The following is a 19,071-nucleotide window of genomic DNA, read 5'->3' on the forward strand; positions in this document are numbered from 1 at the left end:
ATTCGTCAAGCGCGCAGCAAGCCGCATCAAGCCCGCGCCCGGCGCCCGGTCCATCATCGCGGCGTGTGAAACCCACCGAGACGACGCCATGGACTACGCAAGCACCCGCGAACTCGTCGCCGCGCTGCAGGCCGGAACCCTGTCGGCCGCCGAACTGCTGGAGCGCTCGATCGCGCGCATCGAGCGCTTCGACCCCGAACTCAATGCCGTGGTGGTGCGCGACTTCGAGCGCGCCCGCGTCGCGGCCCGGGCGGCCGATGCGGCACTCGCCCAAGGCGACCGCCGTCCGCTGCTCGGCGTGCCGGTCACGGTGAAGGAGGCCTTCAACGTCGAGGGCCTGGCGACCACCTGGGGCATTCCGGGCACCGGCCAGCCCGCTGCGGCCGAGGACGCGGTGCTGGTCCGCCGGCTGAAGGCGGCCGGTGCCATCGTCATCGGCAAGAGCAATGTCGCGATGCAACTGGCCGACTGGCAGTCGAGCAATCCGGTCTACGGCACGACGAACAACCCGTGGGACCCGGGGCGCACGCCGGGCGGCTCGTCGGGCGGCAGCGCGGCGGCGCTGGCGGCGGGCTATGTCTCGCTCGAATTCGGCTCCGACCTGGTCGGTTCGCTGCGCGTTCCGGCCCATTTCTGCGGCGTCTTCGCGCACAAGCCCACGCGGGGCCTGGTGCCGATGCGCGGCAGCGCGCCGCCCGGCACGCCTTCGCTGTCGGCCGACCCGGTGTTCGATCTCGCGGTGGTCGGGCCGATGGCGCGCAACGCCGCCGACCTGGCGCTGGCGCTCGACGTCGTCGCCGGGCCCGACGATGCGGAGGCGATCGCGTACCGCCTGGCGCTGCCGCCTGCGCGCCATGCCGCGCTCGCCGACTTCCGGGTGCTGCTGCTCGACGCCCATCCGCTGGTGCCGACCTCGCGGGCGGTCCGATCGGCCTTGCGGCGGTTCGGCGACGGCCTCGAGGGCGCCGGCTGCCGTGTCGGCCGCAGCAGTCCGCTGCTCCCGGACCTGTCGCGCTTGGCGTCCTTGTGGGGGCAACTGCTGTGGGCGCAGCTCGGCGCCGACATGCCGGGCGCAGAACCCGGCATCAGCCACCGCGACTGGATCCATGCCGACCGCGTGCGGGCCCGCGTGGCGCACCAGTGGCGCGCGTTCTTCCAGCAATGGGACCTGCTGCTGTGCCCGGTCGCGCCGACGCCGGCCTTCGCGCACGACCATGGCGAGATGGCGGCGCGACGCCTGCGCATCGACGACCTCGAGATCGCCTACCAGGACCAGGCGCCCTGGTCCGGCATCGCCACCTTGACCGGCCTGCCCGCCACCGTGATGCCGATCGGGCTCAGCGACGACGGGCTGCCGGTCGGCATGCAGGTCATCGGTCCCTACCTCGAGGACCGCACGCCGATCGCCTTCGCCGAAGCGGCGGAGCGCGCCTTCGGCGGCTTCGTGGTGCCGCCGGGCTACCGGTCCTGAAGTCCCCATAATGGGCGCCTCCAAGAGGTGCACACATGGCGCAACTGTCCCCGCAAGAGATCGCGCACTACCAGGCCGAAGGCTGGGTGATCCCGCAGTTCAGGCTGCCCGAGGCGCGCGTCGCGACGATGCGCGAGGCGCTCGACGAACTGCTCCGCAACAACCCCGGCGTGCGCCCGGAGAAGCTGGTGTCGGCGCACGTCGAGGGCGACAACGGGGAGGGCGTGCGCGGCAGCCGGCAGTTCCTCGACTTGGCGATGGATCCGGAGATCGTCGAACTGGTGTCGGGCGTGATCGGCGAGGACGTGATCCTCTGGGGCTGCCATGTCTTCTGCAAGCCGGCCGCCGAGGGCTACGAGACCCCCTGGCACCAGGACGGGCACTACTGGCCGATCCGGCCGCTGGCGAACTGCACGGTCTGGGTGGCGCTGGAGGAGTCGACCGCCGAGAACGGCTGCCTGCGCGTGATCCCGCGCTCCCATGTCGGCCAGCGCCTGCACGAGCACCTGCACGAAGACCGCAGCGACCTGACCCTGAACCAGCGCATGGCCGCGGGCAGCTTCGACGAATCCGCCGCGGTGGACCTCGAACTCGAGCCCGGCCAGATGTCGCTGCACGACGTCTACATGGTCCATGGGGCCCAGGCCAACACTTCCGCCAAACGCCGCACCGGCGTCGCGCTGCGCTACATGCCCTCGACCTCGGTGTTCGAGCGCGACCTGCGGCCCGCCGATGGCAAGACCGGCGTCGCGGTCGATTTCGCGCGCCGGCCGCTGTGGCTGCTGCGCGGCGTGGACCGCAGCGGACGCAACGATTTCGAGCTCGGCCATCGGCCACGTTGAGTCGCCAGGTAGCGCTACCGTGCGCCTAGAATCCCGCGGATGAGCAATGAGGAGCCCCCGGTACGACGCGCCCGCCGCGGCAGCGGCGCGGTCACGCTGCACGATGTCGCCAAGCTCGCGGGCGTGGCGCCGATCACCGCCTCGCGCGCCCTGAGTTCGCCGCGCCAGGTCTCGGTCGAGGTGCTGCAGAAGGTGCAGGCCGCGGTCGAGCGCACCGGCTACGTGCGCAACGTGCTGGCCGGCGGCCTGGCATCGACGCGCAGCCGGCTGGTGGCCGCGGTGGTGCCGACCATCGCCGGCCCGGTGTTCCTGCAGACCGTGCAGTCGCTGACCCAGGCGCTGGCCGAGCGCGGCTACCAGCTGATGCTGGGCCAGAGCGGTTATGTCGATTCGCGCGAAGACGCGCTGCTCGAGGCCATCATCGGCCGCCGTCCCGACGGCATCGTGCTGACCGGCATCATGCATTCGCCGGAAGGGCGCAAGCGGTTGCTGGCCGCGGGCATCCCGGTGGTCGAGACCTGGGACCTGACGCCGACGCCGCTCGACATGCTGGTGGGCTTCTCGCACCCGGCTGTGGGCCGGGCGGTGGTGGAATTCCTCCATGCCCGCGGCCGCCGCAGGCTGGCGGTGATCGCGGGCGACGACGAGCGTGCCTTCCGGCGGCTGCAGGCCTTCCAGGAGGCCGCGCGGGCGGCCGGACTGCCCGAAGTGGCGGTGGTGCGGGTGCCGGCGCCCACCACCCTCAAGAGCGGTCGGGCGGCACTGGCCGAACTGCTGCGCGACGCTGCCGACATCGATGCCGTGTTCTGCAGCTCGGACCTGCTGGCCCTGGGCGTCATGACCGAGGCGCAAGCCCGCGGCGTGGCGGTGCCGGGGCGGCTCGCGGTGGTCGGTTTCGGGGACCTCGAGTTCGCCGCCGATCTGCACCCTGCGTTGACCACGGTGCGCATCGACGGCACGGCGATCGGACGCCAGGCCGCGGAGTTCATCGTCGAGCGTGCAGAGGGCAGGCAGGTCGGCCCGCGGGTGGTGGACATCGGCTTCTCGATCATCGAGCGCGAGAGCGCCTGATCCGTACAAACCCCTAGTGTCGGATGCTTGCGCCGGAACACGGTAGCGCTATCATTGGCCTATCTGAGGTAGCGCTACCATACAAACCCAAGGAGACAGACATGAAGAGATTGCTCGGCACCCTCGCCCTCGGATTGGCCGCCCTCGGCGCCCATGCCCAGGACTGGCCGCAGAAGCCCGTGACGCTGGTGGTCCCGTTCCCGCCCGGCGGCTCGACCGACATGGTGGGCCGGGCCATCGCTCCCAAGCTCGGCGAAAAGCTGGGCCAGACCTTCCTGGTCGACAACAAGGCCGGCGCCACCGGCACGATCGGCGCCACCTTCGTCAAGCGCGCGGCACCCGACGGCGCCACCTTTCTCGTGACCTCGCTCGGGCCGCTGGTGATCGCGCCGCACCTGATCAAGGGCATGCAGTACGACGCGCTGAAGGACTTCGACCTGATCACGGTGGCGGTGCAGGCGCCCAACGTGCTCGTGGTGCCGGCCAAGTCGCCGCACAAGTCCGTGGCCGACGTCATCGCGAACCTCAAGGCCAATCCCGGCAAGATGACCTTCGCTTCCTCGGGCAACGGCTCGAGCGACCACCTCACGGCCGAACTCTTCTGGCAGCAGACCGGCACCAGCGGCCTGCACGTGCCCTACAAGGGCGGCGCGCCGGCCATCACCGACCTGCTCGGCGGCCAGGTCGATGCCTCGTTCCAGAACGTCAACGCGGTGGTGCAGAACATCAACGCCGGCAAGCTCAGGGCGCTGGCTGTGACGGGCGACAAGCGCTCGCCGGTGCTGCCCGATGTCCCGACCGCGGCCGAGGCCGGCATCAAGAACCTCGAGGTCTACTCGTGGCAGGCGATCGTCGCGCCCAAGGGGCTGCCGCCGGCAGTGCGCAGCAAGGCGCATGATGCGATGGCCGCCGCACTGAACGACCCCGCCGTCAAGCAACAGTTCACCACCATCGGCCTCGAGGTGGTCGCCAACACGCCCGAGCAGTTCGCCAAGTTCCAGCAGCAGGAGTTCGCCCGCTGGAAGAAAGTGATCGAGACGGGCAAGATCACCATCGACTGAGAACCCGACCATGTCCCAATCCACCCCGATCGTCACCGAACTGCGCGTCATCCCGGTCGCCGGCCGCGACAGCATGCTGCTCAACCTCAGCGGCGCGCACGGTCCCTTCTTCACCCGCAACATCCTGATCCTCACCGACAACGCCGGCCGTACCGGTGTCGGCGAGGTGCCCGGCGGCGAGAAGATCCGCCAGACCCTCGAGGACGCCCGCGACCTGGTGGTCGGCCAGTCGATCGGCAACTGCCAGCGCGTGATGCAGCAGGTGCACAAGCAGTTCGCCGACCGCGACAGCGGCGGGCGCGGCCTGCAGACCTTCGACCTGCGCACCACGATCCATGCCGTGACCGCGATCGAGTCGGCGCTGCTCGACCTGCTGGGCCAGCACCTGGGCGTGCCGGTCGCGGCGCTGCTCGGCGAAGGCCAGCAGCGCGATGCGGTCGAGATGCTGGGCTACCTCTTCTATGTCGGCGACCGCGACAAGAGCGATCTGCCCTACGTCCGCGAGCCGGAGGCCGACAACGACTGGTTCCGCCTGCGCCACGAGAAGGCGATGACGCCCGAGGCCATCGTGCGGCTGGCCGAAGCGGCGCGCGACAAGTACGGCTTCAACGACTTCAAGCTCAAGGGCGGCGTGCTGCGCGGCGACGAGGAAGTCGATGCCATCGTCGCGCTGCACGAGCGCTTCCCCGAAGCGCGCGTGACGCTCGATCCGAACGGCGGCTGGCTGCTCAAGGACGCGATCCGCCTGGGCCAGCGGATGCGCGGCGTCGTCGCCTATGCCGAAGATCCCTGCGGCGCCGAGGAGGGCTTCTCGGGCCGCGAGGTGATGGCCGAGTTCCGCCGCGCCACCGGCCTGCCGACCGCCACCAACATGATCGCCACCGACTGGCGCCAGATGAGCCACGCGCTGGCCCTGCAGTCGGTCGACATCCCGCTGGCCGACCCGCATTTCTGGACGATGGCCGGCTCGGTGCGCGTGGCCCAGAGCTGCCGCGACTGGGGCCTGACCTGGGGCTCGCACTCGAACAACCATTTCGACGTGTCGCTGGCGATGTTCACCCACGTCGGCGCCGCTGCGCCCGGCCGCGTGACCGCGATCGACACCCACTGGATCTGGCAGGACGGCCAGCGCCTCACCAAGGACCCGCTGCAGATCGTCGGCGGCCACGTGCAGGTGCCGACCAAGCCGGGCCTGGGCGTCGAGCTCGACATGGCCGAGGTCGAGAAGGCCCACCAGTTGTACAAGCAGCACGGCCTGGGATCGCGCGATGATGCGGCTGCGATGCAGAGCCTGATTCCCGGCTGGAAATTCGACCCGAAGCGGCCGGCGTTCGATCGATCGTGAGACCTTGCGGGACAGACCAATAAACTGCGCGGCAGTTTTTGCTCTGTCCTCGACTGACTAAAAAGGAGCCACCCATGAGAGAAAACCGCCTGCGCACCCTGTGGAAATCGGGAGGCGCCGCAGTCAACGGCTGGCTCGCAATCCCCAACGGCTTCTCGGCCGAGACCATGGCCCACCAGGGCTGGGATTCGCTGACCATCGACCTGCAGCACGGCGTGGTCGACTACCAGTCGATGATCCCGATGCTGCAGGCGATCTCGACCACCGACACGGTGCCGGTGGTGCGCGTGCCCTGGCTGGACCCGAGCGCGCTCATGAAGGCGCTCGACGCCGGCGCCTACGGCGTCATCTGCCCGATGATCAGCACGCCCGACGAGGCCGCCAGGCTGGTCGCCTACACCCACTACGCGCCGCGCGGCACGCGCAGCTTCGGGCCGATCCGGGCCTCGCTGTACGGCGGCGCCGACTATGCCCAGCACGCCAACGACACCATCGTCACCTTCGCGATGATCGAGACCGCCCAGGCGCTCGAGAACCTCGACGCGATCATGTCGGTCGAGGGGCTGGATGCGGTCTACATCGGGCCGTCGGATCTCTCGCTGGCGCTCGGCTGCCGGCCGATGTTCGACGACGTCGATCCGGCTGCGGCGCAGGCCATCGACCACATCCTCGAGCGCGCCAAGGCGCACGGCCTGGTGGCCGGCATCCACAACGGCACGGCCGAAGGCGCGCTGGCACGCATCGCCAAGGGCTTCCAGTTCGTCACGGTGAGTTCGGACGCGCGCATGATCGCGGCCGGCTCGCAGCAGTTGCTATCCAAGATGCGCGCCGCCCCGGCCGCACCCGGCTCCTCCACCTACTGAAAGGGAACAGAACATGAAGATCGGATTCATCGGCCTCGGCATCATGGGCGCGCCGATGGCGCAGAACCTGATGCAGGCCGGCCACGAGATGATCGTGCGCACGCGCAGCAAGGTGCCCGATGCGCTCAAGGGTGCCACGGTCTGCAAGACCAACGCCGAGGTCGCGCGCGCGGCCGAGGTCGTGATCCTGATGCTGCCCGACACGCCCGATGTGGAGCAGGTGCTGTTCGGCGAGGACGGCGTGGCCTCGGGCCTCAGCGAGGGCAAGACCGTGATCGACATGAGCTCGATCGCGCCGATGGAGACCAAGCGCTTCGCCAAGAAGATCAACGAGCTCGGCTGCGACTATCTCGATGCGCCGGTGTCGGGCGGCGAGGTCGGTGCCAAGGCCGCCAGCCTGACGATCATGGTCGGCGGCGACGCCGCGGTGTTCGAGCGCGCTAGGCCGCTGCTCGAGGCCATGGGCAAGAACATCACGCTGGTCGGCGGCAACGGCGACGGCCAGACCACCAAGGTGGCGAACCAGATCATCGTCGCGCTCAACATCGCGGCGGTCGGCGAGGCGCTGCTGTTCGCGAGCAAGGCCGGCGCCGATCCGGCCAAGGTGCGGCAGGCGCTGATGGGCGGTTTCGCGGCCAGCCGCATCCTCGAGGTGCACGGCGAGCGCATGATCAAGCGCACCTTCAATCCGGGCTTCCGCATCGCGCTGCACCAGAAGGACCTGAGCCTGGCGCTCGCGGGCGCCAAGGAAATGGACGTGTCGCTGCCGCAGACCGCTTCGGCGGCGCAACTGATGCAGTCCTGTGCCGCCCATGGCTGGGACCAGCTCGATCATTCGGCGCTGGTCAAGGCCCTCGAGCAGATGGCCGCGCACGAAGTGGCGGCGGGTTGATCAGTTGAACGCGGGCAGGCCCAGCCGCGCGTAGACCGCGGCGGCCTGCCTTCGCAGGCGCAGCGACTCCGGCTGGCCGTTGAGCTGCTGCTGCAGGATGCCTTGTGCCTCGGCCAGCGAGGCTGCGGTGCCGAGGCGCAGCAGTGCATCGAGGTACACCTGCTCGAACAGGTCGCGCTGCGCGTGGCTGCCGCCGATCCGGGCCAACTGCGGCAGCGCCTGGCCCAGGCCATCGATCGCCGCCGCGAAGTCGCCACGGGCGTGGGCCAGAAGGCCGTGCGCAGCCGGCACGCAGACCCGCTGCCAGGCAGCGCGGGTCGAAGGCGGCGCAGCGGGCGCGAAAGCCTCGATGTTGCGCAGCAGCAGGTCGGCCTCGTCCCGGCCGGCACGCGCCAGGCCGTAGAGGTATTGCAGGTCCAGGAAGGGCAGCACGTGGTCGGCCAGCCGCCGGGCCAGGTGGTCCGCCACGTCCTGCCAGCGATCGCCGACCGGAATGCCCGCGAGCTCGAAGCGCGCCAGCAGCGACACGGCGCCGATCTGGTCCTGCGAGTAGTCCTTGACCACGCCCCAGACCTCGCGGTCGTAGATGGCCAGCGCCTCGTCGGCACGGCCGAGGTCGATCAGGAACAGCGCGACATGCCACCAGTTGTGCGTGACCATGAAGGAGTTGAGGCCGACCCAGGTGTCGCTGAGCGCGCGCATCACGGCCAGCCCTTCGCTGAGGCGGCCCTCGGTCAGCATCACATGGCCGAGCGCGTGGTGCGCCCACGGCTCCTTGCGCCGCAGCGTGATCGCGCGGCGCGCACTGGCCTCGGCCTCGCGCAGCAGGTGGCACTGCTCGTAGCCGAACGCCGCCATGCCGTGCAGATAGGGCACGTCCGCGGCCGCGGGCAGCGCTGCCAACGCGAGGCGCAGCATGCCCGGGCAGTCGCCGGTGTTGAAGCAGTGGTACTGGCCGAGCTTGAGCGAGGCCAGGTCGCGCGGGTGCTCCCTGGCCTGCTCCTGGTGCAGCGCGATCGCGCGCGCGATGTCGCCGGCGGACCAGGCGGCGATGGCCTCGATGTAGCGCTGCTCGCGCGGCGTGGCGCGCGCCGCGCCCTCCCGGGCACGTTCGAGGAAAGGACGCGCGTTGGCACGCGCATCGCCGGATTCGGCGAACAGGTGCAAGGTGGCGCAGTAGGCCTGCACCATCGGGCTCGCATCGCCGGCGGCCGCCAGCGCATCGACCGCGCGGGCCTCGCAGGAGATGAAGCCTTCGACGAAGGCGTCGATCGCCGGCAGGCTTGTCGCGTCGCCGACCGTGACCGGATTGCCCAGGCTGTCGGTGAAGCTCATGGCAGCGTTCCGTGCAACGCCGATCAGCCTTGCGGCGGTTCGGGCCAGGGCCGCTGCGGATCGCGGATCAGCTCGAAGGCGCGCGACACGCGCAGCACCCCCAGGTCGTCGAAGCGCCGCCCCGCGATCTGCAGGCCGATGGGCAGTCCGCCGGCGCTGTAGCCGCAGTTGATCGAGGCTGCCGGCTGCTCCGACATGTTGAAGGGCACCGTGAAGCCGATGTGCTCCAGCGGCCGCAGCGGGTCGTTGGTGGGCGAGGGCGCCTCGGCCGGAGCCGGCAGGTTCGGCGCGGTCGGCGAGATCACGTAGTCGTAGCCGGCGCAGGCCGCCACGGTCGCCACGCGCGTCGCGTGGAACTGGCTGAAGGCGCGAAACACATGCTCGCCGCCAAAGCCCTCGGCGCTCTCGGCCCACTGGCGGATGTAGGGCAGGACCCGGTCGCGCTGCTCGGGGCGCAGCGCGTTCATGTCGACCAGCGAGCGCATGCGCCACAGGTGGTCCATGCCGTCGAGCATCGTCTGCGTCATGAAGGGCTGCATCGGCTCGACGATCGCGCCCGCGCGCTCGAAGAGGCGGGCCGCATGCTCGACCGCGGCGCGGATCTCGGGCTCGACCGCGAGGCCGCAGCCGGCGTCGAGCAGCAGGCCGATGCGCAGTCCGCGCAGGTGGTCGGCGCCCACATCGAAGCCGGACCAGTCGATGTCCTGCGGCGGCAGGCTCATGCTGTCGCGCGCATCGCCGAGCGACAGCGGCGCCATCATCAGCGCCGCATCGCCCACGCTGCGCGTCATCGGGCCGGCGGCCCGGCCCATGTAGGGCGGGTCGATCGGAATCCGGCCCAGGCTGGGCTTGAGCGTGAAGATGCCGCACCAGGCGGCCGGCAACCGCAGCGAGCCGCCGATGTCGGTGCCGATGTGCAGCGGGCCGTAGCCCGCGGCCGCCGCGGCGCCGGCCCCGGCGCTCGATCCGCCCGGCGTGCGCGAGAGGTCCCACGGATTGCGCGCCAGCGCATGGAAGCTCGACAGCCCCGAGGACAGCATGCCGTAGTCGGGCATCGTGGTCTTGGCCAGGATCACCGCGCCGGCTTCCTTGAGCCGCGCCGCGGGCGGCGCATCGGCGGCGGCCGGCCGCAGTTCGGTCGCCGCGGTGCCGGCCGGCATCGGGTCGCCCCGTGTCGCGATGTTCTCCTTGATCGTGGTGGGCACGCCGTCGAGCGGGCCCAGCGGCTCGCCCCGGTCCCAGCGTGCCTCGGCCGCCCGGGCCTGGTCGAGCGCGGCTTCCGGGCGCAGCAGCCAGGTCGCCTGGAGCCGCGGCTCCCAGCGCTCGACATGGGCGAGGACCGAGCGCGTCACCTCGACCGGCGACAGCCGCTTCGTGCGGTAGCCGGCGATCAGTTCCCGCGCCGACAGTTCGTGCAGTCCGCCGCTCACGACCAGGACAGGGCCGAGAGGTCGTTGACGAAGATCGGCATCTCCTTCCACAGGCCCTTGACGCCCTTCTTGGCGATCACCGGGAACTGCGGCTGGAACAGGAAGCCGTTGGCCGCATCGTTGGCCAGCAGGCGCTGCGCTTCGCCGAGCAGCTTGTTGCGCTCGGCCGCATTGCCGGTCGCCTTGATCTTGTCGAACAGCGCGTTGAACTCCTTCGACTGGTAGCCCCAGTAGTAGTCCGACTTGGCATAGTTGCCGAGGTCGAAGGGCTCGACGTGCGACACGATGCTGAGGTCGTAGTCCTTGTTGCCGTAGGTGCCGCTCAGCCACTGGGCCCACTCGACGTTCTGGATCTTCACGTTGATGCCGATCTTGGCCAGCTGCGCGACGATGACCTCGCCGCCCTGGCGCGCGTACGGCGGCGGCGGCAGCGTCATCGTGAGCTCGAGCGGCGTCTTCACGCCGGCTTCGGCCAGCAGCTGCTTGGCCTTCTCGATGTTGAAGGGGTTGACCGCGGTGGTGTCCACATAACCCGCGGCACCCGGCACGTAGTGGCTGCCGATCGGCACGCCGAAACCGTCGGCCGCGCCCTCGATCACGGCCTTGCGGTCGATCGCCATCGAGATCGCTCGCCGCACGCGCACGTCGTCGAGCGGCTTGCGCTTGTTGTTCATCGACAGGATGGTCTTGGCGCGCGAACCGCCCAGGATCACCTGGTACTGGGGGTTGTTCCGGAACTGCGGCACCACGCGCGTGGCGATGCGCGGGAAAGCGTCGACGTCGCCGGCCAGCAGCGAGGCGGCCTGCGCGGCCGGGTCGGAGATGAAGCGGAAGGTGACCTTGTTGAGCTTCGCGGCGCCCGGGTTCCGGAAGCCGTCCCACTTGCTCAGCACCAGCGAGCTGCCCTTGTTCCAGGCGTCGAGCTTGTAGGGGCCGGTGCCGACCGGCTTGGTCGCGTTGGTGTCGGCGCTCTTGGGCTCGACGATGACGGCGGTCGCCTGGCCCAGCACGAAGGGCAGGTCGGGGTCGATCTCCTTGTTGATGACGACCACCGTGTAGTCGTCGATCACCTGGGTGCTGAGGTTGGCGAAGGTGCGCTTGTCCTTGTTGGTGCTCTTCTCGCCGCCGGCGCGGTCGAAGGAGAACTTGACCGCCTGTGCGTTGAAGGGCTCGCCGTTCTGGAACTTGACGCCGCGGCGCAGCTTGAAGGTGTAGGTGCGCAGGTCGGGCGAGACCTCCCAGCTCTCGGCCAGGAGCGGCGACACGCTGCCGTCGGCATTGATCTTGGTCAGCGTCTCGAGGATGTTGTACTGGACGATCTCGGCGATCGCGGCGGCGGCGCCGGCGGTCGGGTCCAGGCCCGGCGGCTCGAGCGTCATGCCGATCACCATCGAGTCCTTTCGGCCCTGCGCCAGCGCGGCCTGCGGCAGCGCGAGCGGCACGGTGGCAAGTGCGGCGGTGGTCAGGAGGGTGCGGCGATTCAGCATGGTTCAGGGCTCCAGGGAAAAGCAGGTAGGGAAATACAACGTTACATCATCGCCAACGGGCGCCCGCACGGCAAGCATTTGCTCATGCGGAAGCCAGCGGTTCGGGCCGCGGGACGGCCGCCAGCAGCGCCTGGGTGTACGGGTGCTGCGCATGCGCGAAAAGCTGTTGTGGCGCCCCGCGCTCGACCACGATGCCGCGGTGCAGCACGCAGACTTCGTCGCAGAGGTGGTTCACCACCGCGAGGTCGTGGCTGATCAGCAGGTAGCTGATGCCGAACTGCTGCTGCAGGTCCTGCATCAGGTTCAGCACCTGCGCCTGCACCGAGACGTCGAGCGCGCTCACCGGCTCGTCGGCGACGATCAGCTTCGGCCGCGTGATGAGGGCGCGGGCGATCGCGATGCGCTGGCGCTGGCCGCCCGAGAATTCGTGCGGATACTTGTTTAGGTCGGTGGCGCGCAGGCCGACGGCGGCCAGCGATTCGCCGGCCCGTTCGCGCTGCTCGGCGCGCGAGGTCTCGGCCAGCGCCTCGAGCGGCTCGGCGACGATGCGCGCCACGGTCTGGCGCGGGTCGAGCGAGCCATAGGGATCCTGGAACACCATCTGCACATCGCGCCGCGCGGCCCGAAGTTCGTCCTTCGGCAATGCGTGGAGCTCGCGCCCGAGCAGCTTCACGCTGCCCGAGGTCGGCCGGTCGAGCGCCATCACCAGCCGCGCGATGGTCGACTTGCCCGAGCCCGATTCGCCGACGATGCCCAGGCTCTGGCCCGGCCGGACGCTGAAGCTCACGCCATTGAGCGCCCTGACCATCGGCGGCGGGCCGAACAGGCGCTCGCGCGGCAGCGTGTAGTGGCGCACGAGGTCCGTCACTTCGAGCAGCGCGGCCGACTGCGGATCGGGGTCGAAGCGCTGCGTCATGCGATGACCCCTTCGGCCGTGATCTCGTCGAGCCGGATGCAGCGCACGCGGTGGTCGTGCGGCAGCAGCACCGGTGGCGGCGGCGTGGCCTGGCAGGCGTCGACCGTGTAGCGGCAGCGTCCCGCGAAGGGGCAGCCCGCGGGGAGGTCCACCAGTTCGGGCACGCTGCCGCGGATGGTCGCGAGCTTGAGGCCGCGTGGCGCCCCCAATGCCGGCCGGGCCGCGAACAGTCCCTGCGTGTACGGGTGGGCCCGCTCGGCGAAGACCGCCGCGGTCGGGCCGCTCTCGACCACGCTGCCGCCGTACATCACGAGCATCTTCGAGACGCTCTCGGCAATCACGCCGAGGTCGTGCGAGATCAGGATCAGCGCCATGCCGCGCTCGGCCACCAGGCTGCGGATCAGTTCGAGGATCTGCTTCTGGATCGTGACGTCGAGCGCGGTGGTCGGTTCGTCGGCGATCAGCAGGTCGGGCCCGCAGGCCAGCGCCATCGCGATGCCGATGCGCTGCCGCTGGCCGCCGGAGAACTGGTGCGGATAGGCGTCCAGGCGCGACGCGGCGTCCGGAATGCCGACCCGCTCGAGCAGCGCCAGCGCCTCCTTGCGCGCCTCGGCGGCCGAGAGTCCGCGGTGCAGGCGCAGCGGCTCGCCGACCTGGCGCGCGATCGTGTGGACCGGGTTCAGCGCGGTCATCGGCTCCTGGAAGATCATGCCGATGCGGTCGCCGCGCAACTTGCACATCTCGCGCTCTGGCAGCCCGACCAGCTCGTTGCCGTCGAAGCGGATGCTGCCGCTCACCTTGGCGCTCGATGGCAGCAGGCCCATCAGCGATTGCACCGTGATCGATTTGCCGCAGCCGGACTCGCCGACGATGCCCAGCGTTTCGCCGCGCTCCAGCGTGAAGCCGATGCCGCGCACCGCCTCGGCCGGGCCGCGCTGCGTCTGCAGCTGGACATGGAGATCGTTGACTTCGAGAAGGGACATGGGGGATTCAGCGGGCGCGTGCAAGGCGCGGATCGAGCAGGTCGCGCAGGCCGTCGCCGAGCAGGTTCAGGCCCAGCACCGCCAGCGCGATCGCCATGCCGGGGAACACCGCCAGCAGGGGCGCCTGGAACATCATGGTCTGGGCTTCGCTGAGCATGCGGCCCCACGAGGGCTGCGGCGGCTGCGTGCCCAGACCGAGGTAGGAAAGAGCCGCCTCCGCCAGGATCGCGACGGCGAAGCGGATCGTGATCTGCACGATCAGCACCGCCGAGATGTTCGGCAGCACGTGCTGCATCGTGATCGCGAAGGCGCCCTTGCCGCAGGCGCGCGCCGCCGCCACGTACTCGCGCGACCAGATCGCGTTGGCCGAGGCCCGCGTGATGCGCGCGAAGGTCGGGATGTTGTAGATGCCGATCGCGATGATCGCGTTGACTATGCCGGCGCCGAAGACCGCGGTCATCATGATCGCCGACAGGATCGCCGGGAAGGCCATCGTGAAGTCGGTCAGCCGCATGATCGCTTCCTCGACCCAGCCGCGCTTCGCCGCGGCCAGCAGCCCGAGCGCGGTGCCGACCGTGAGGCCGATGCCGACCGCGATCACGCCGACCAGGATCGAGGCGCGCGCGCCCACCAGCAACAGCGAGGCAACGTCGCGGCCGAAGGTGTCGGTGCCGAGCCAATGGCTCCAGCTCGGCTTCTGCAGCTTGCTCGCCAGGTCCATCTCGTAGGGCGACCAGGGCGTCCAGACCAGCGACACCGCGGCCGCGAGGATCAGCAGCAGGCTCAGCACGGCGCCGATCGTGAAGCTGCGGTGCTGCAGCGCGCGGCGCCAGAAACCGGGCACCTTGAAGGCGGCGGCGCTCGGCACCGCAGCGGGTACTGCGCTCATGCGTGCCCCCACGCTCGGCACTTCGTGTCCTCGCTGCCCCCCGAGGGGGCGCGAGCTTGCTTGGGGCGGCCCGGCACTGCGCTCATATGTCGGAAGCCTTGATGCGCGGGTCGATCACGGCATACAGCACGTCGACCACGAAGTTCACGATGACCACCATCGCGGCCAGCAGCATCACGCAGTTGCGCACCACGATCAGGTCGCGGTTGCTGATGGCCTGGAAGATCAGCCGGCCGAGGCCCGGCAGGTAGAAGACGTTCTCGACCACGATGGTGCCGGCCAGCAGTTCCGAGAACTGCATGCCCATCACCGTGACCACCGGAATCATCGCGTTGCGCAGCACGTGGCTCCACAGCACCGCGCGCTGCGACACGCCCTTGGCGCGTGCGGTGCGCACGAAGTCCTCGCGCATCACCTCCAGCACCGCCGAGCGCGTGATGCGCGCGAGGATCGCGGCCTGGACCACGGCCAGCGACAGCGCCGGCAGCAGCAGCGCCTTGAGCCCCGGCAGGATGCCTTCGCCCCAGCCCTCGAAGCCGCCGGCGGAGAACCACTGCAGCTGCACCGAGAAGACCAGGATCAGCAGGATCGCGAACCAGAAGTTGGGGATCGCGATGCCGACCTGCGTGAGGCCCATGAGGCCGACGTCGCCGAGCTTGTTGTGGCGCGCCGCGGCGGTCACGCCGACGGCGAGCGCCAGTACGGTCGTGAAGGCCATCGCCAGCAGCGCCAGCGGCACGGTCAGCGCGAGCCGTTCGAGGATCAGCTCGAGCACCGGCGAGCTGTAGGCATAGCTGTCGCCGAGCTCGCCGGTCAGGAGGCCGCCGATCCAGTGCCAGTAGCGGGTCCAGGCCGGCTGGTCGAGCCCGAGCTTGGTGGCCAGCGCGGCCACTGCCTCGGGCGCGGCGTCCGGGCCCATGAGCATCTGCGCGGCATTGCCGGGCAGGATCTCGAGCACCAGGAAAACGATGACGGATGCGCCGATCAAGGTCGCGATCAGGGTCAGGAAACGCTTGAACAGGAACAGACTCATAGGGCGGGCGCAGCATAACCCGACACGCAACCTCCGTGCCCGAGAGCATCGATAATCCGGTCCATGGCCTTGATGATCACCGACGAATGCATCAACTGCGACGTCTGCGAGCCGGAGTGCCCCAACGACGCGATCTACATGGGCGTGGAGATCTACGAGATCGACCCGCACAAGTGCACCGAATGCGTGGGCCACTTCGACGAACCGCAGTGCGTGCAGGTGTGCCCGGTCGCGTGCATCCCGACGAACCCCGCGCACGTCGAGACGCGCGAGACGCTGTGGCAGAAGTTCGAGCGTCTCGCGGCGGTCAAGGCCGCCAGGGCCGAGGCGCCGCCCGGCCCTGCGCCGGCACCCTAGTTCGCCAGCTGGCGGCGCTTCTTCTTGCGCGGTGCCGACGGGTCCTGCGGACTCAGGTATTGCGGATCCTTCCTCGCCTGGCCCTTCTTCATCGAGCGCTCCGGGGCGGTCGCGGCCTCCCGTGCCCGGGGCGCGTTGTCGATCAGGGCGGCCTGCCCGGGCCCCTGCGTGGCTTCGAGGCGCAGCCGGTCGCGCTCCATGCGCTGCGCCTCGGCGCGCGCCTCCCGGGTCGCCTGGTCGGCAGCGCGCTTTTGGACCGCGCTGCGGGCATCGTCGAGATCGAGCGCCTGGCCGGCGTCGCAGGGCTGGTCGGTGTAGCTGTTGCCGCAGCGCCAGATGCCGCCCGAGGCCTGTGCCGCCGCGGCCCAATGAAGGCAGGCGCCCGCCAGCAGCAGGCTGCCGTGGGTCGCTATTCGTGCCTGTGACAGTCTCATTTTTCTTGTCTCCCTTTTCCTTCTACTCTCGCTTCCGCTAGCCCGCGGCGGGTGCACCCCCGTCGCCGGGCTCGCGCCGCGGTGGTTTGGGGCGCGGCGGCTTGCTCGTGTGGATGAGCAGGGTCGCCTTGTCCATTTCGCCGGCCACCAGGGCCGGGAAAGCGTGCAGCGTGCGCACGATCGCGTCTTCGATCGCCTCGCGTTGTTCCTTCAGCGGCTTCTTGAGCACCCAGCTCACGACCTCGGACTTCACGCCCGGGTGGCCGATGCCGAGCCGCAGCCGCCAGTAGTCGCCGGTGCCCAGCTGCGCATGGATGTCGCGCAAGCCGTTGTGGCCGGCGTGGCTGCCGCCGAACTTGAGCTTGGCCTGGCCCGGCACGACGTCGAGCTCGTCGTGTGCCACCAGGATCTCGCCCGGCTCGATCTTGAAGAAGCGAGCCAGTGCGGCGGTCGACTTGCCCGAGAGGTTCATGAAGGTCTGGGGTTCGAGCAGCCAGAGCGGCTTGCCGCCGATCTGCGTGCGCGCCACCAGCCCGTGGTAGCTGCGCTCGGGCGTGAGCGTCAGCTTCAGGTCGCGGGCCAGCGCGTCGATCCACCAGAAGCCGGCGTTGTGCCGCGTGGCCTCGTATTCCGGGCCCGGATTGCCGAGGCCTACAAACAGCTTGATCATGGGAGGGGATTGTGACTTGCGCCCGGCAATGAAAAAGCCCCGCAGAGCGGGGCTTCTTGTCGGCTGGCGCGAAGAGCGGATTACTTCTTCTTCGCGGGTGCCTTGGCGTCGGCCTTGGCCGGTGCGGCAGCACCTTCGGCCGCTGCGCCTTCGGCGCCGGCTGCAGGCTCTTCGGCGACCAGCGGCGGCACGGCCGAGACCACGACCGGGTTGACCTTGCCGTGGCTCACGAACTTGACGCCCTTGGGCAGCTTGATGTCGTTGACGTGCACGGTGGCGTTCTTGGTCAGGCCCGACAGGTCGACCTCGATGAACTCGGGCAGGTCGGCCGGCAGGCAGCTGACTTCGAGTTCGTTCATCACGTGGTTCACGAGGTTGTGGTCGAGCTTGACGGCGGTCGACTCTTCCTCACCCTTGAAGTGCAGCGGCACCTTGACCGTCATGCGGGTGCGGGCATCGACGCGCTGGAAGTCGACATGCTGCACGAGCTGGCGGAACGGGTGGTATTGCACGTCGCGCAGCAGCACCTTGGTGCTGGCGCCGGCGAGTTCCATCTCGAGGATCGACGAGTGGAAGGCTTCCTTCTTGAGGGCGTGCCACAGCGCGTTGTGATCGATCTCGATCAGTTGCGGCTGGCCTTCGCCACCGTAGACGATACCGGGCGTCTTGCCCGTGATGCGGAGACGGCGGCTCGCACCCGTGCCCTGCTTGGCGCGCTCAAAAGCGACGAATTTCATGGATAACTCCTGTGGAAGCCGACCGCGACCAGTGCGGCTCCGGTTTTCAAAATGGGCTTCCGCTGCGGGAAGCCCGGCTCAATGCTCAGAACAGGTTTTCCTGGTCCGAGAACAAACTCATCACCGACTCGCCCTTGGCGATGCGCTGGATCGTTTCGGCGATCAGCGGTGCCACGGACAGTTGGCGGATCTTGGTGCAGCCGGTGGCGACATCGCTCAACGGGATCGTGTTGGTCACGACCACTTCGTCGAGCGCACTGCCCTGTGCGATGCGTTCGATCGCGGGACCCGAGAAGATCGGGTGCGTGCAATACGCATAGACCTTCTTGGCGCCGCGCTCCTTCAGCACCTCGGCGGCCTTCACCAGCGTGCCGGCGGTGTCGATCATGTCGTCCATGATCACGCAGTTGCGGCCGTCGATCTCGCCGATCACGTGCATGACTTCGCTGACGTTGGCGCGCGGACGGCGCTTGTCGATGATCGCGAGGTCGCAATTGAGCTGCTTGGCCAGCGCCCGGGCGCGCACCACGCCGCCGACGTCGGGCGAGACCACGATCAGGTCTTCGTAGTTCTTCTGGCGCAGGTCGCCCAGCAGCACAGGCGACGCATAGATGTTGTCGACCGGGATGTCGAAGAAGCCCTGGATCTGGTCGGCATGCAGGTCCATGGTGAGCACGCGGGCCACGCCCACGGTCTCGAGCAGGTTGGCCACCACCTTGGCCGAGATCGGCACCCGGCTCGAGCGCGGACGGCGGTCCTGGCGCGCATAGCCGAAGTAGGGGATCACGGCACTGATGCGCTCGGCCGATGCGCGCTTGAGCGCGTCGACCATGATGAGCAGTTCCATCAGGTTTTCGTTGGTCGGCGCGCAGGTCGACTGCACCACGAACACATCGCGGGCACGGACGTTCTGATTGATCTCGACCGTGACTTCACCGTCGGAGAAGCGACCGACTCGCGCGGCGCCGAGCGAAGTGCCCAGATGGTGCGAGATCTCGGCGGCAAGGCCCGGATTGGCGTTGCCGGTGAAAACCATGAAGTCAGGGTGTTGAGCCTGCATGAGTGCGTCCCGGCAATGCGAAATGGCTCTTTGAGGAGCCGCCAAAATTCTCTTGATGAATTTGGCAGGGGAGAAAGGATTCGAACCTTTGCATGCTGGAATCAAAATCCAGTGCCTTAACCAGCTTGGCGACTCCCCTACACGGGTCGACGACCAAAAGTCGCCAACCGATATATGTCGCATCAGATCGCGTGA

The 19,071-nt window shown here is 69.2% G+C and carries 19 protein-coding genes and 1 tRNA gene; 8 read left to right on the plus strand and 12 right to left on the minus strand.

What is annotated here, in order from left to right; all coding sequences use genetic code 11:
- Positions 1–88: 88 nt before the first annotated feature.
- The 7 genes from QTI45_RS23740 to QTI45_RS23770 all read left to right on the plus strand — a co-directional run bounded on the left by QTI45_RS23740 (position 89) and on the right by QTI45_RS23770 (position 7,545).
- Positions 89–1,471 carry an amidase family protein gene (locus QTI45_RS23740; protein ID WP_286656061.1) on the plus strand — a complete coding sequence of 461 codons (1,383 nt, stop codon included), beginning with the start codon at positions 89–91 and terminating at the stop codon, positions 1,469–1,471.
- A gap of 35 nt (positions 1,472–1,506) precedes the next feature.
- Positions 1,507–2,313 (plus strand): phytanoyl-CoA dioxygenase family protein, encoded by an 807-nt coding sequence (locus tag QTI45_RS23745; RefSeq protein ID WP_286656062.1) that lies wholly within the window; start codon positions 1,507–1,509, stop codon positions 2,311–2,313.
- Between the two features lie 39 nt (positions 2,314–2,352).
- Complete coding sequence (locus QTI45_RS23750; RefSeq protein ID WP_286656063.1) at positions 2,353–3,384, plus strand: LacI family DNA-binding transcriptional regulator; 1,032 nt, start codon at positions 2,353–2,355, stop codon at positions 3,382–3,384.
- A gap of 101 nt (positions 3,385–3,485) precedes the next feature.
- Complete coding sequence (locus QTI45_RS23755) at positions 3,486–4,445, plus strand: Bug family tripartite tricarboxylate transporter substrate binding protein (protein ID WP_286656064.1); 960 nt, start codon at positions 3,486–3,488, stop codon at positions 4,443–4,445.
- A gap of 10 nt (positions 4,446–4,455) precedes the next feature.
- Positions 4,456–5,790, plus strand: coding sequence for a glucarate dehydratase (gudD, locus tag QTI45_RS23760; protein ID WP_286656065.1), 1,335 nt, complete (start codon positions 4,456–4,458; stop codon positions 5,788–5,790).
- A gap of 74 nt (positions 5,791–5,864) precedes the next feature.
- Positions 5,865–6,653, plus strand: a complete 789-nt coding sequence (locus QTI45_RS23765) for an HpcH/HpaI aldolase family protein (RefSeq protein ID WP_286656066.1) — start codon at positions 5,865–5,867, stop codon at positions 6,651–6,653.
- A gap of 13 nt (positions 6,654–6,666) precedes the next feature.
- Positions 6,667–7,545: a 2-hydroxy-3-oxopropionate reductase gene (locus tag QTI45_RS23770; RefSeq protein WP_286656067.1), complete on the plus strand. Its 879-nt coding sequence runs from the start codon at positions 6,667–6,669 to the stop codon at positions 7,543–7,545.
- Here the strand turns inward: QTI45_RS23770 and QTI45_RS23775 are convergent, their stop codons facing one another.
- The 7 genes from QTI45_RS23775 to QTI45_RS23805 form a co-directional block, all read right to left on the minus strand.
- Positions 7,546–8,880, minus strand: coding sequence for a tetratricopeptide repeat protein (locus QTI45_RS23775; RefSeq protein WP_286656068.1), 1,335 nt, complete (start codon positions 8,878–8,880; stop codon positions 7,546–7,548).
- A gap of 23 nt (positions 8,881–8,903) precedes the next feature.
- The gene (locus QTI45_RS23780) at positions 8,904–10,310 is read right to left on the minus strand and encodes an amidase (protein ID WP_286369964.1); all 1,407 of its coding nucleotides are present in this window, start codon (positions 10,308–10,310) and stop codon (positions 8,904–8,906) included.
- Complete coding sequence (locus tag QTI45_RS23785; RefSeq protein ID WP_286369963.1) at positions 10,307–11,797, minus strand: ABC transporter substrate-binding protein; 1,491 nt, start codon at positions 11,795–11,797, stop codon at positions 10,307–10,309. Before QTI45_RS23785 ends, QTI45_RS23780 begins: the two co-directional genes overlap by 4 nt.
- A gap of 82 nt (positions 11,798–11,879) precedes the next feature.
- Positions 11,880–12,713, minus strand: a complete 834-nt coding sequence (locus QTI45_RS23790; RefSeq protein WP_286369962.1) for an ATP-binding cassette domain-containing protein — start codon at positions 12,711–12,713, stop codon at positions 11,880–11,882.
- On the minus strand, positions 12,710–13,696 hold the full coding sequence (locus QTI45_RS23795) for an ABC transporter ATP-binding protein (protein ID WP_286656069.1): 987 nt from the start codon (positions 13,694–13,696) through the stop codon (positions 12,710–12,712). Before QTI45_RS23795 ends, QTI45_RS23790 begins: the two co-directional genes overlap by 4 nt.
- Positions 13,697–13,703: 7 nt before the next feature.
- Positions 13,704–14,585, minus strand: a complete 882-nt coding sequence (locus QTI45_RS23800) for an ABC transporter permease (RefSeq protein WP_286369960.1) — start codon at positions 14,583–14,585, stop codon at positions 13,704–13,706.
- A gap of 82 nt (positions 14,586–14,667) precedes the next feature.
- Positions 14,668–15,618 carry an ABC transporter permease gene (locus QTI45_RS23805; protein WP_286369959.1) on the minus strand — a complete coding sequence of 317 codons (951 nt, stop codon included), beginning with the start codon at positions 15,616–15,618 and terminating at the stop codon, positions 14,668–14,670.
- 63 nt (positions 15,619–15,681) lie between these two features.
- Here QTI45_RS23805 and QTI45_RS23810 point away from each other — a divergent pair, with 63 nt between their 5' ends.
- Positions 15,682–15,975: a YfhL family 4Fe-4S dicluster ferredoxin gene (locus QTI45_RS23810; RefSeq protein WP_286369958.1), complete on the plus strand. Its 294-nt coding sequence runs from the start codon at positions 15,682–15,684 to the stop codon at positions 15,973–15,975.
- On the opposite strand, the gene QTI45_RS23815 is transcribed toward QTI45_RS23810, so the two are convergent.
- The 5 genes from QTI45_RS23815 to QTI45_RS23835 form a co-directional block, all read right to left on the minus strand.
- Positions 15,972–16,409, minus strand: coding sequence for a hypothetical protein (locus tag QTI45_RS23815; protein ID WP_286656070.1), 438 nt, complete (start codon positions 16,407–16,409; stop codon positions 15,972–15,974). The genes QTI45_RS23810 and QTI45_RS23815 overlap by 4 nt on opposite strands.
- Positions 16,410–16,446: 37 nt before the next feature.
- A complete protein-coding gene (gene pth, locus QTI45_RS23820) occupies positions 16,447–17,079 on the minus strand; it encodes an aminoacyl-tRNA hydrolase (protein ID WP_286656071.1) in 633 nt (210 codons plus the stop codon).
- An 80-nt stretch (positions 17,080–17,159) separates the two neighbouring features.
- Positions 17,160–17,816 carry a 50S ribosomal protein L25/general stress protein Ctc gene (locus QTI45_RS23825; RefSeq protein ID WP_286369953.1) on the minus strand — a complete coding sequence of 219 codons (657 nt, stop codon included), beginning with the start codon at positions 17,814–17,816 and terminating at the stop codon, positions 17,160–17,162.
- Positions 17,817–17,901: 85 nt separating this feature from the next.
- Positions 17,902–18,876: a ribose-phosphate pyrophosphokinase gene (locus QTI45_RS23830; RefSeq protein ID WP_286369952.1), complete on the minus strand. Its 975-nt coding sequence runs from the start codon at positions 18,874–18,876 to the stop codon at positions 17,902–17,904.
- Between the two features lie 62 nt (positions 18,877–18,938).
- Positions 18,939–19,015: transfer RNA gene (locus QTI45_RS23835), tRNA-Gln, on the minus strand.
- Positions 19,016–19,071 lie beyond the last annotated feature (56 nt).

Origin of the sequence: Variovorax saccharolyticus (genome assembly GCF_030316765.1) — a bacterium.
In the GTDB taxonomy this organism is placed as follows: domain Bacteria; phylum Pseudomonadota; class Gammaproteobacteria; order Burkholderiales; family Burkholderiaceae_C; genus Variovorax; species Variovorax saccharolyticus.

Bases quoted from the DNA above. Each gene is read 5' to 3' on its own strand.
- QTI45_RS23740 (WP_286656061.1), top strand. From the start codon at position 89: ATGGACTACGCAAGCACCCGCGAACTCGTCGCCGCGCTGCAGGCCGGA.
- QTI45_RS23745 (WP_286656062.1), top strand. From the start codon at position 1,507: ATGGCGCAACTGTCCCCGCAAGAGATCGCGCACTACCAGGCCGAAGGC.
- QTI45_RS23750 (WP_286656063.1), top strand. From the start codon at position 2,353: ATGAGCAATGAGGAGCCCCCGGTACGACGCGCCCGCCGCGGCAGCGGC.
- QTI45_RS23755 (WP_286656064.1), top strand. From the start codon at position 3,486: ATGAAGAGATTGCTCGGCACCCTCGCCCTCGGATTGGCCGCCCTCGGC.
- gudD (WP_286656065.1), top strand. From the start codon at position 4,456: ATGTCCCAATCCACCCCGATCGTCACCGAACTGCGCGTCATCCCGGTC.
- QTI45_RS23765 (WP_286656066.1), top strand. From the start codon at position 5,865: ATGAGAGAAAACCGCCTGCGCACCCTGTGGAAATCGGGAGGCGCCGCA.
- QTI45_RS23770 (WP_286656067.1), top strand. From the start codon at position 6,667: ATGAAGATCGGATTCATCGGCCTCGGCATCATGGGCGCGCCGATGGCG.
- QTI45_RS23775 (WP_286656068.1), bottom strand. From the start codon at position 8,880: ATGAGCTTCACCGACAGCCTGGGCAATCCGGTCACGGTCGGCGACGCG.
- QTI45_RS23785 (WP_286369963.1), bottom strand. From the start codon at position 11,797: ATGCTGAATCGCCGCACCCTCCTGACCACCGCCGCACTTGCCACCGTG.
- QTI45_RS23790 (WP_286369962.1), bottom strand. From the start codon at position 12,713: ATGACGCAGCGCTTCGACCCCGATCCGCAGTCGGCCGCGCTGCTCGAA.
- QTI45_RS23795 (WP_286656069.1), bottom strand. From the start codon at position 13,696: ATGTCCCTTCTCGAAGTCAACGATCTCCATGTCCAGCTGCAGACGCAG.
- QTI45_RS23800 (WP_286369960.1), bottom strand. From the start codon at position 14,585: ATGAGCGCAGTACCCGCTGCGGTGCCGAGCGCCGCCGCCTTCAAGGTG.
- QTI45_RS23805 (WP_286369959.1), bottom strand. From the start codon at position 15,618: ATGAGTCTGTTCCTGTTCAAGCGTTTCCTGACCCTGATCGCGACCTTG.
- QTI45_RS23810 (WP_286369958.1), top strand. From the start codon at position 15,682: ATGGCCTTGATGATCACCGACGAATGCATCAACTGCGACGTCTGCGAG.
- QTI45_RS23815 (WP_286656070.1), bottom strand. From the start codon at position 16,409: ATGAGACTGTCACAGGCACGAATAGCGACCCACGGCAGCCTGCTGCTG.
- pth (WP_286656071.1), bottom strand. From the start codon at position 17,079: ATGATCAAGCTGTTTGTAGGCCTCGGCAATCCGGGCCCGGAATACGAG.
- QTI45_RS23825 (WP_286369953.1), bottom strand. From the start codon at position 17,816: ATGAAATTCGTCGCTTTTGAGCGCGCCAAGCAGGGCACGGGTGCGAGC.
- QTI45_RS23830 (WP_286369952.1), bottom strand. From the start codon at position 18,876: ATGCAGGCTCAACACCCTGACTTCATGGTTTTCACCGGCAACGCCAAT.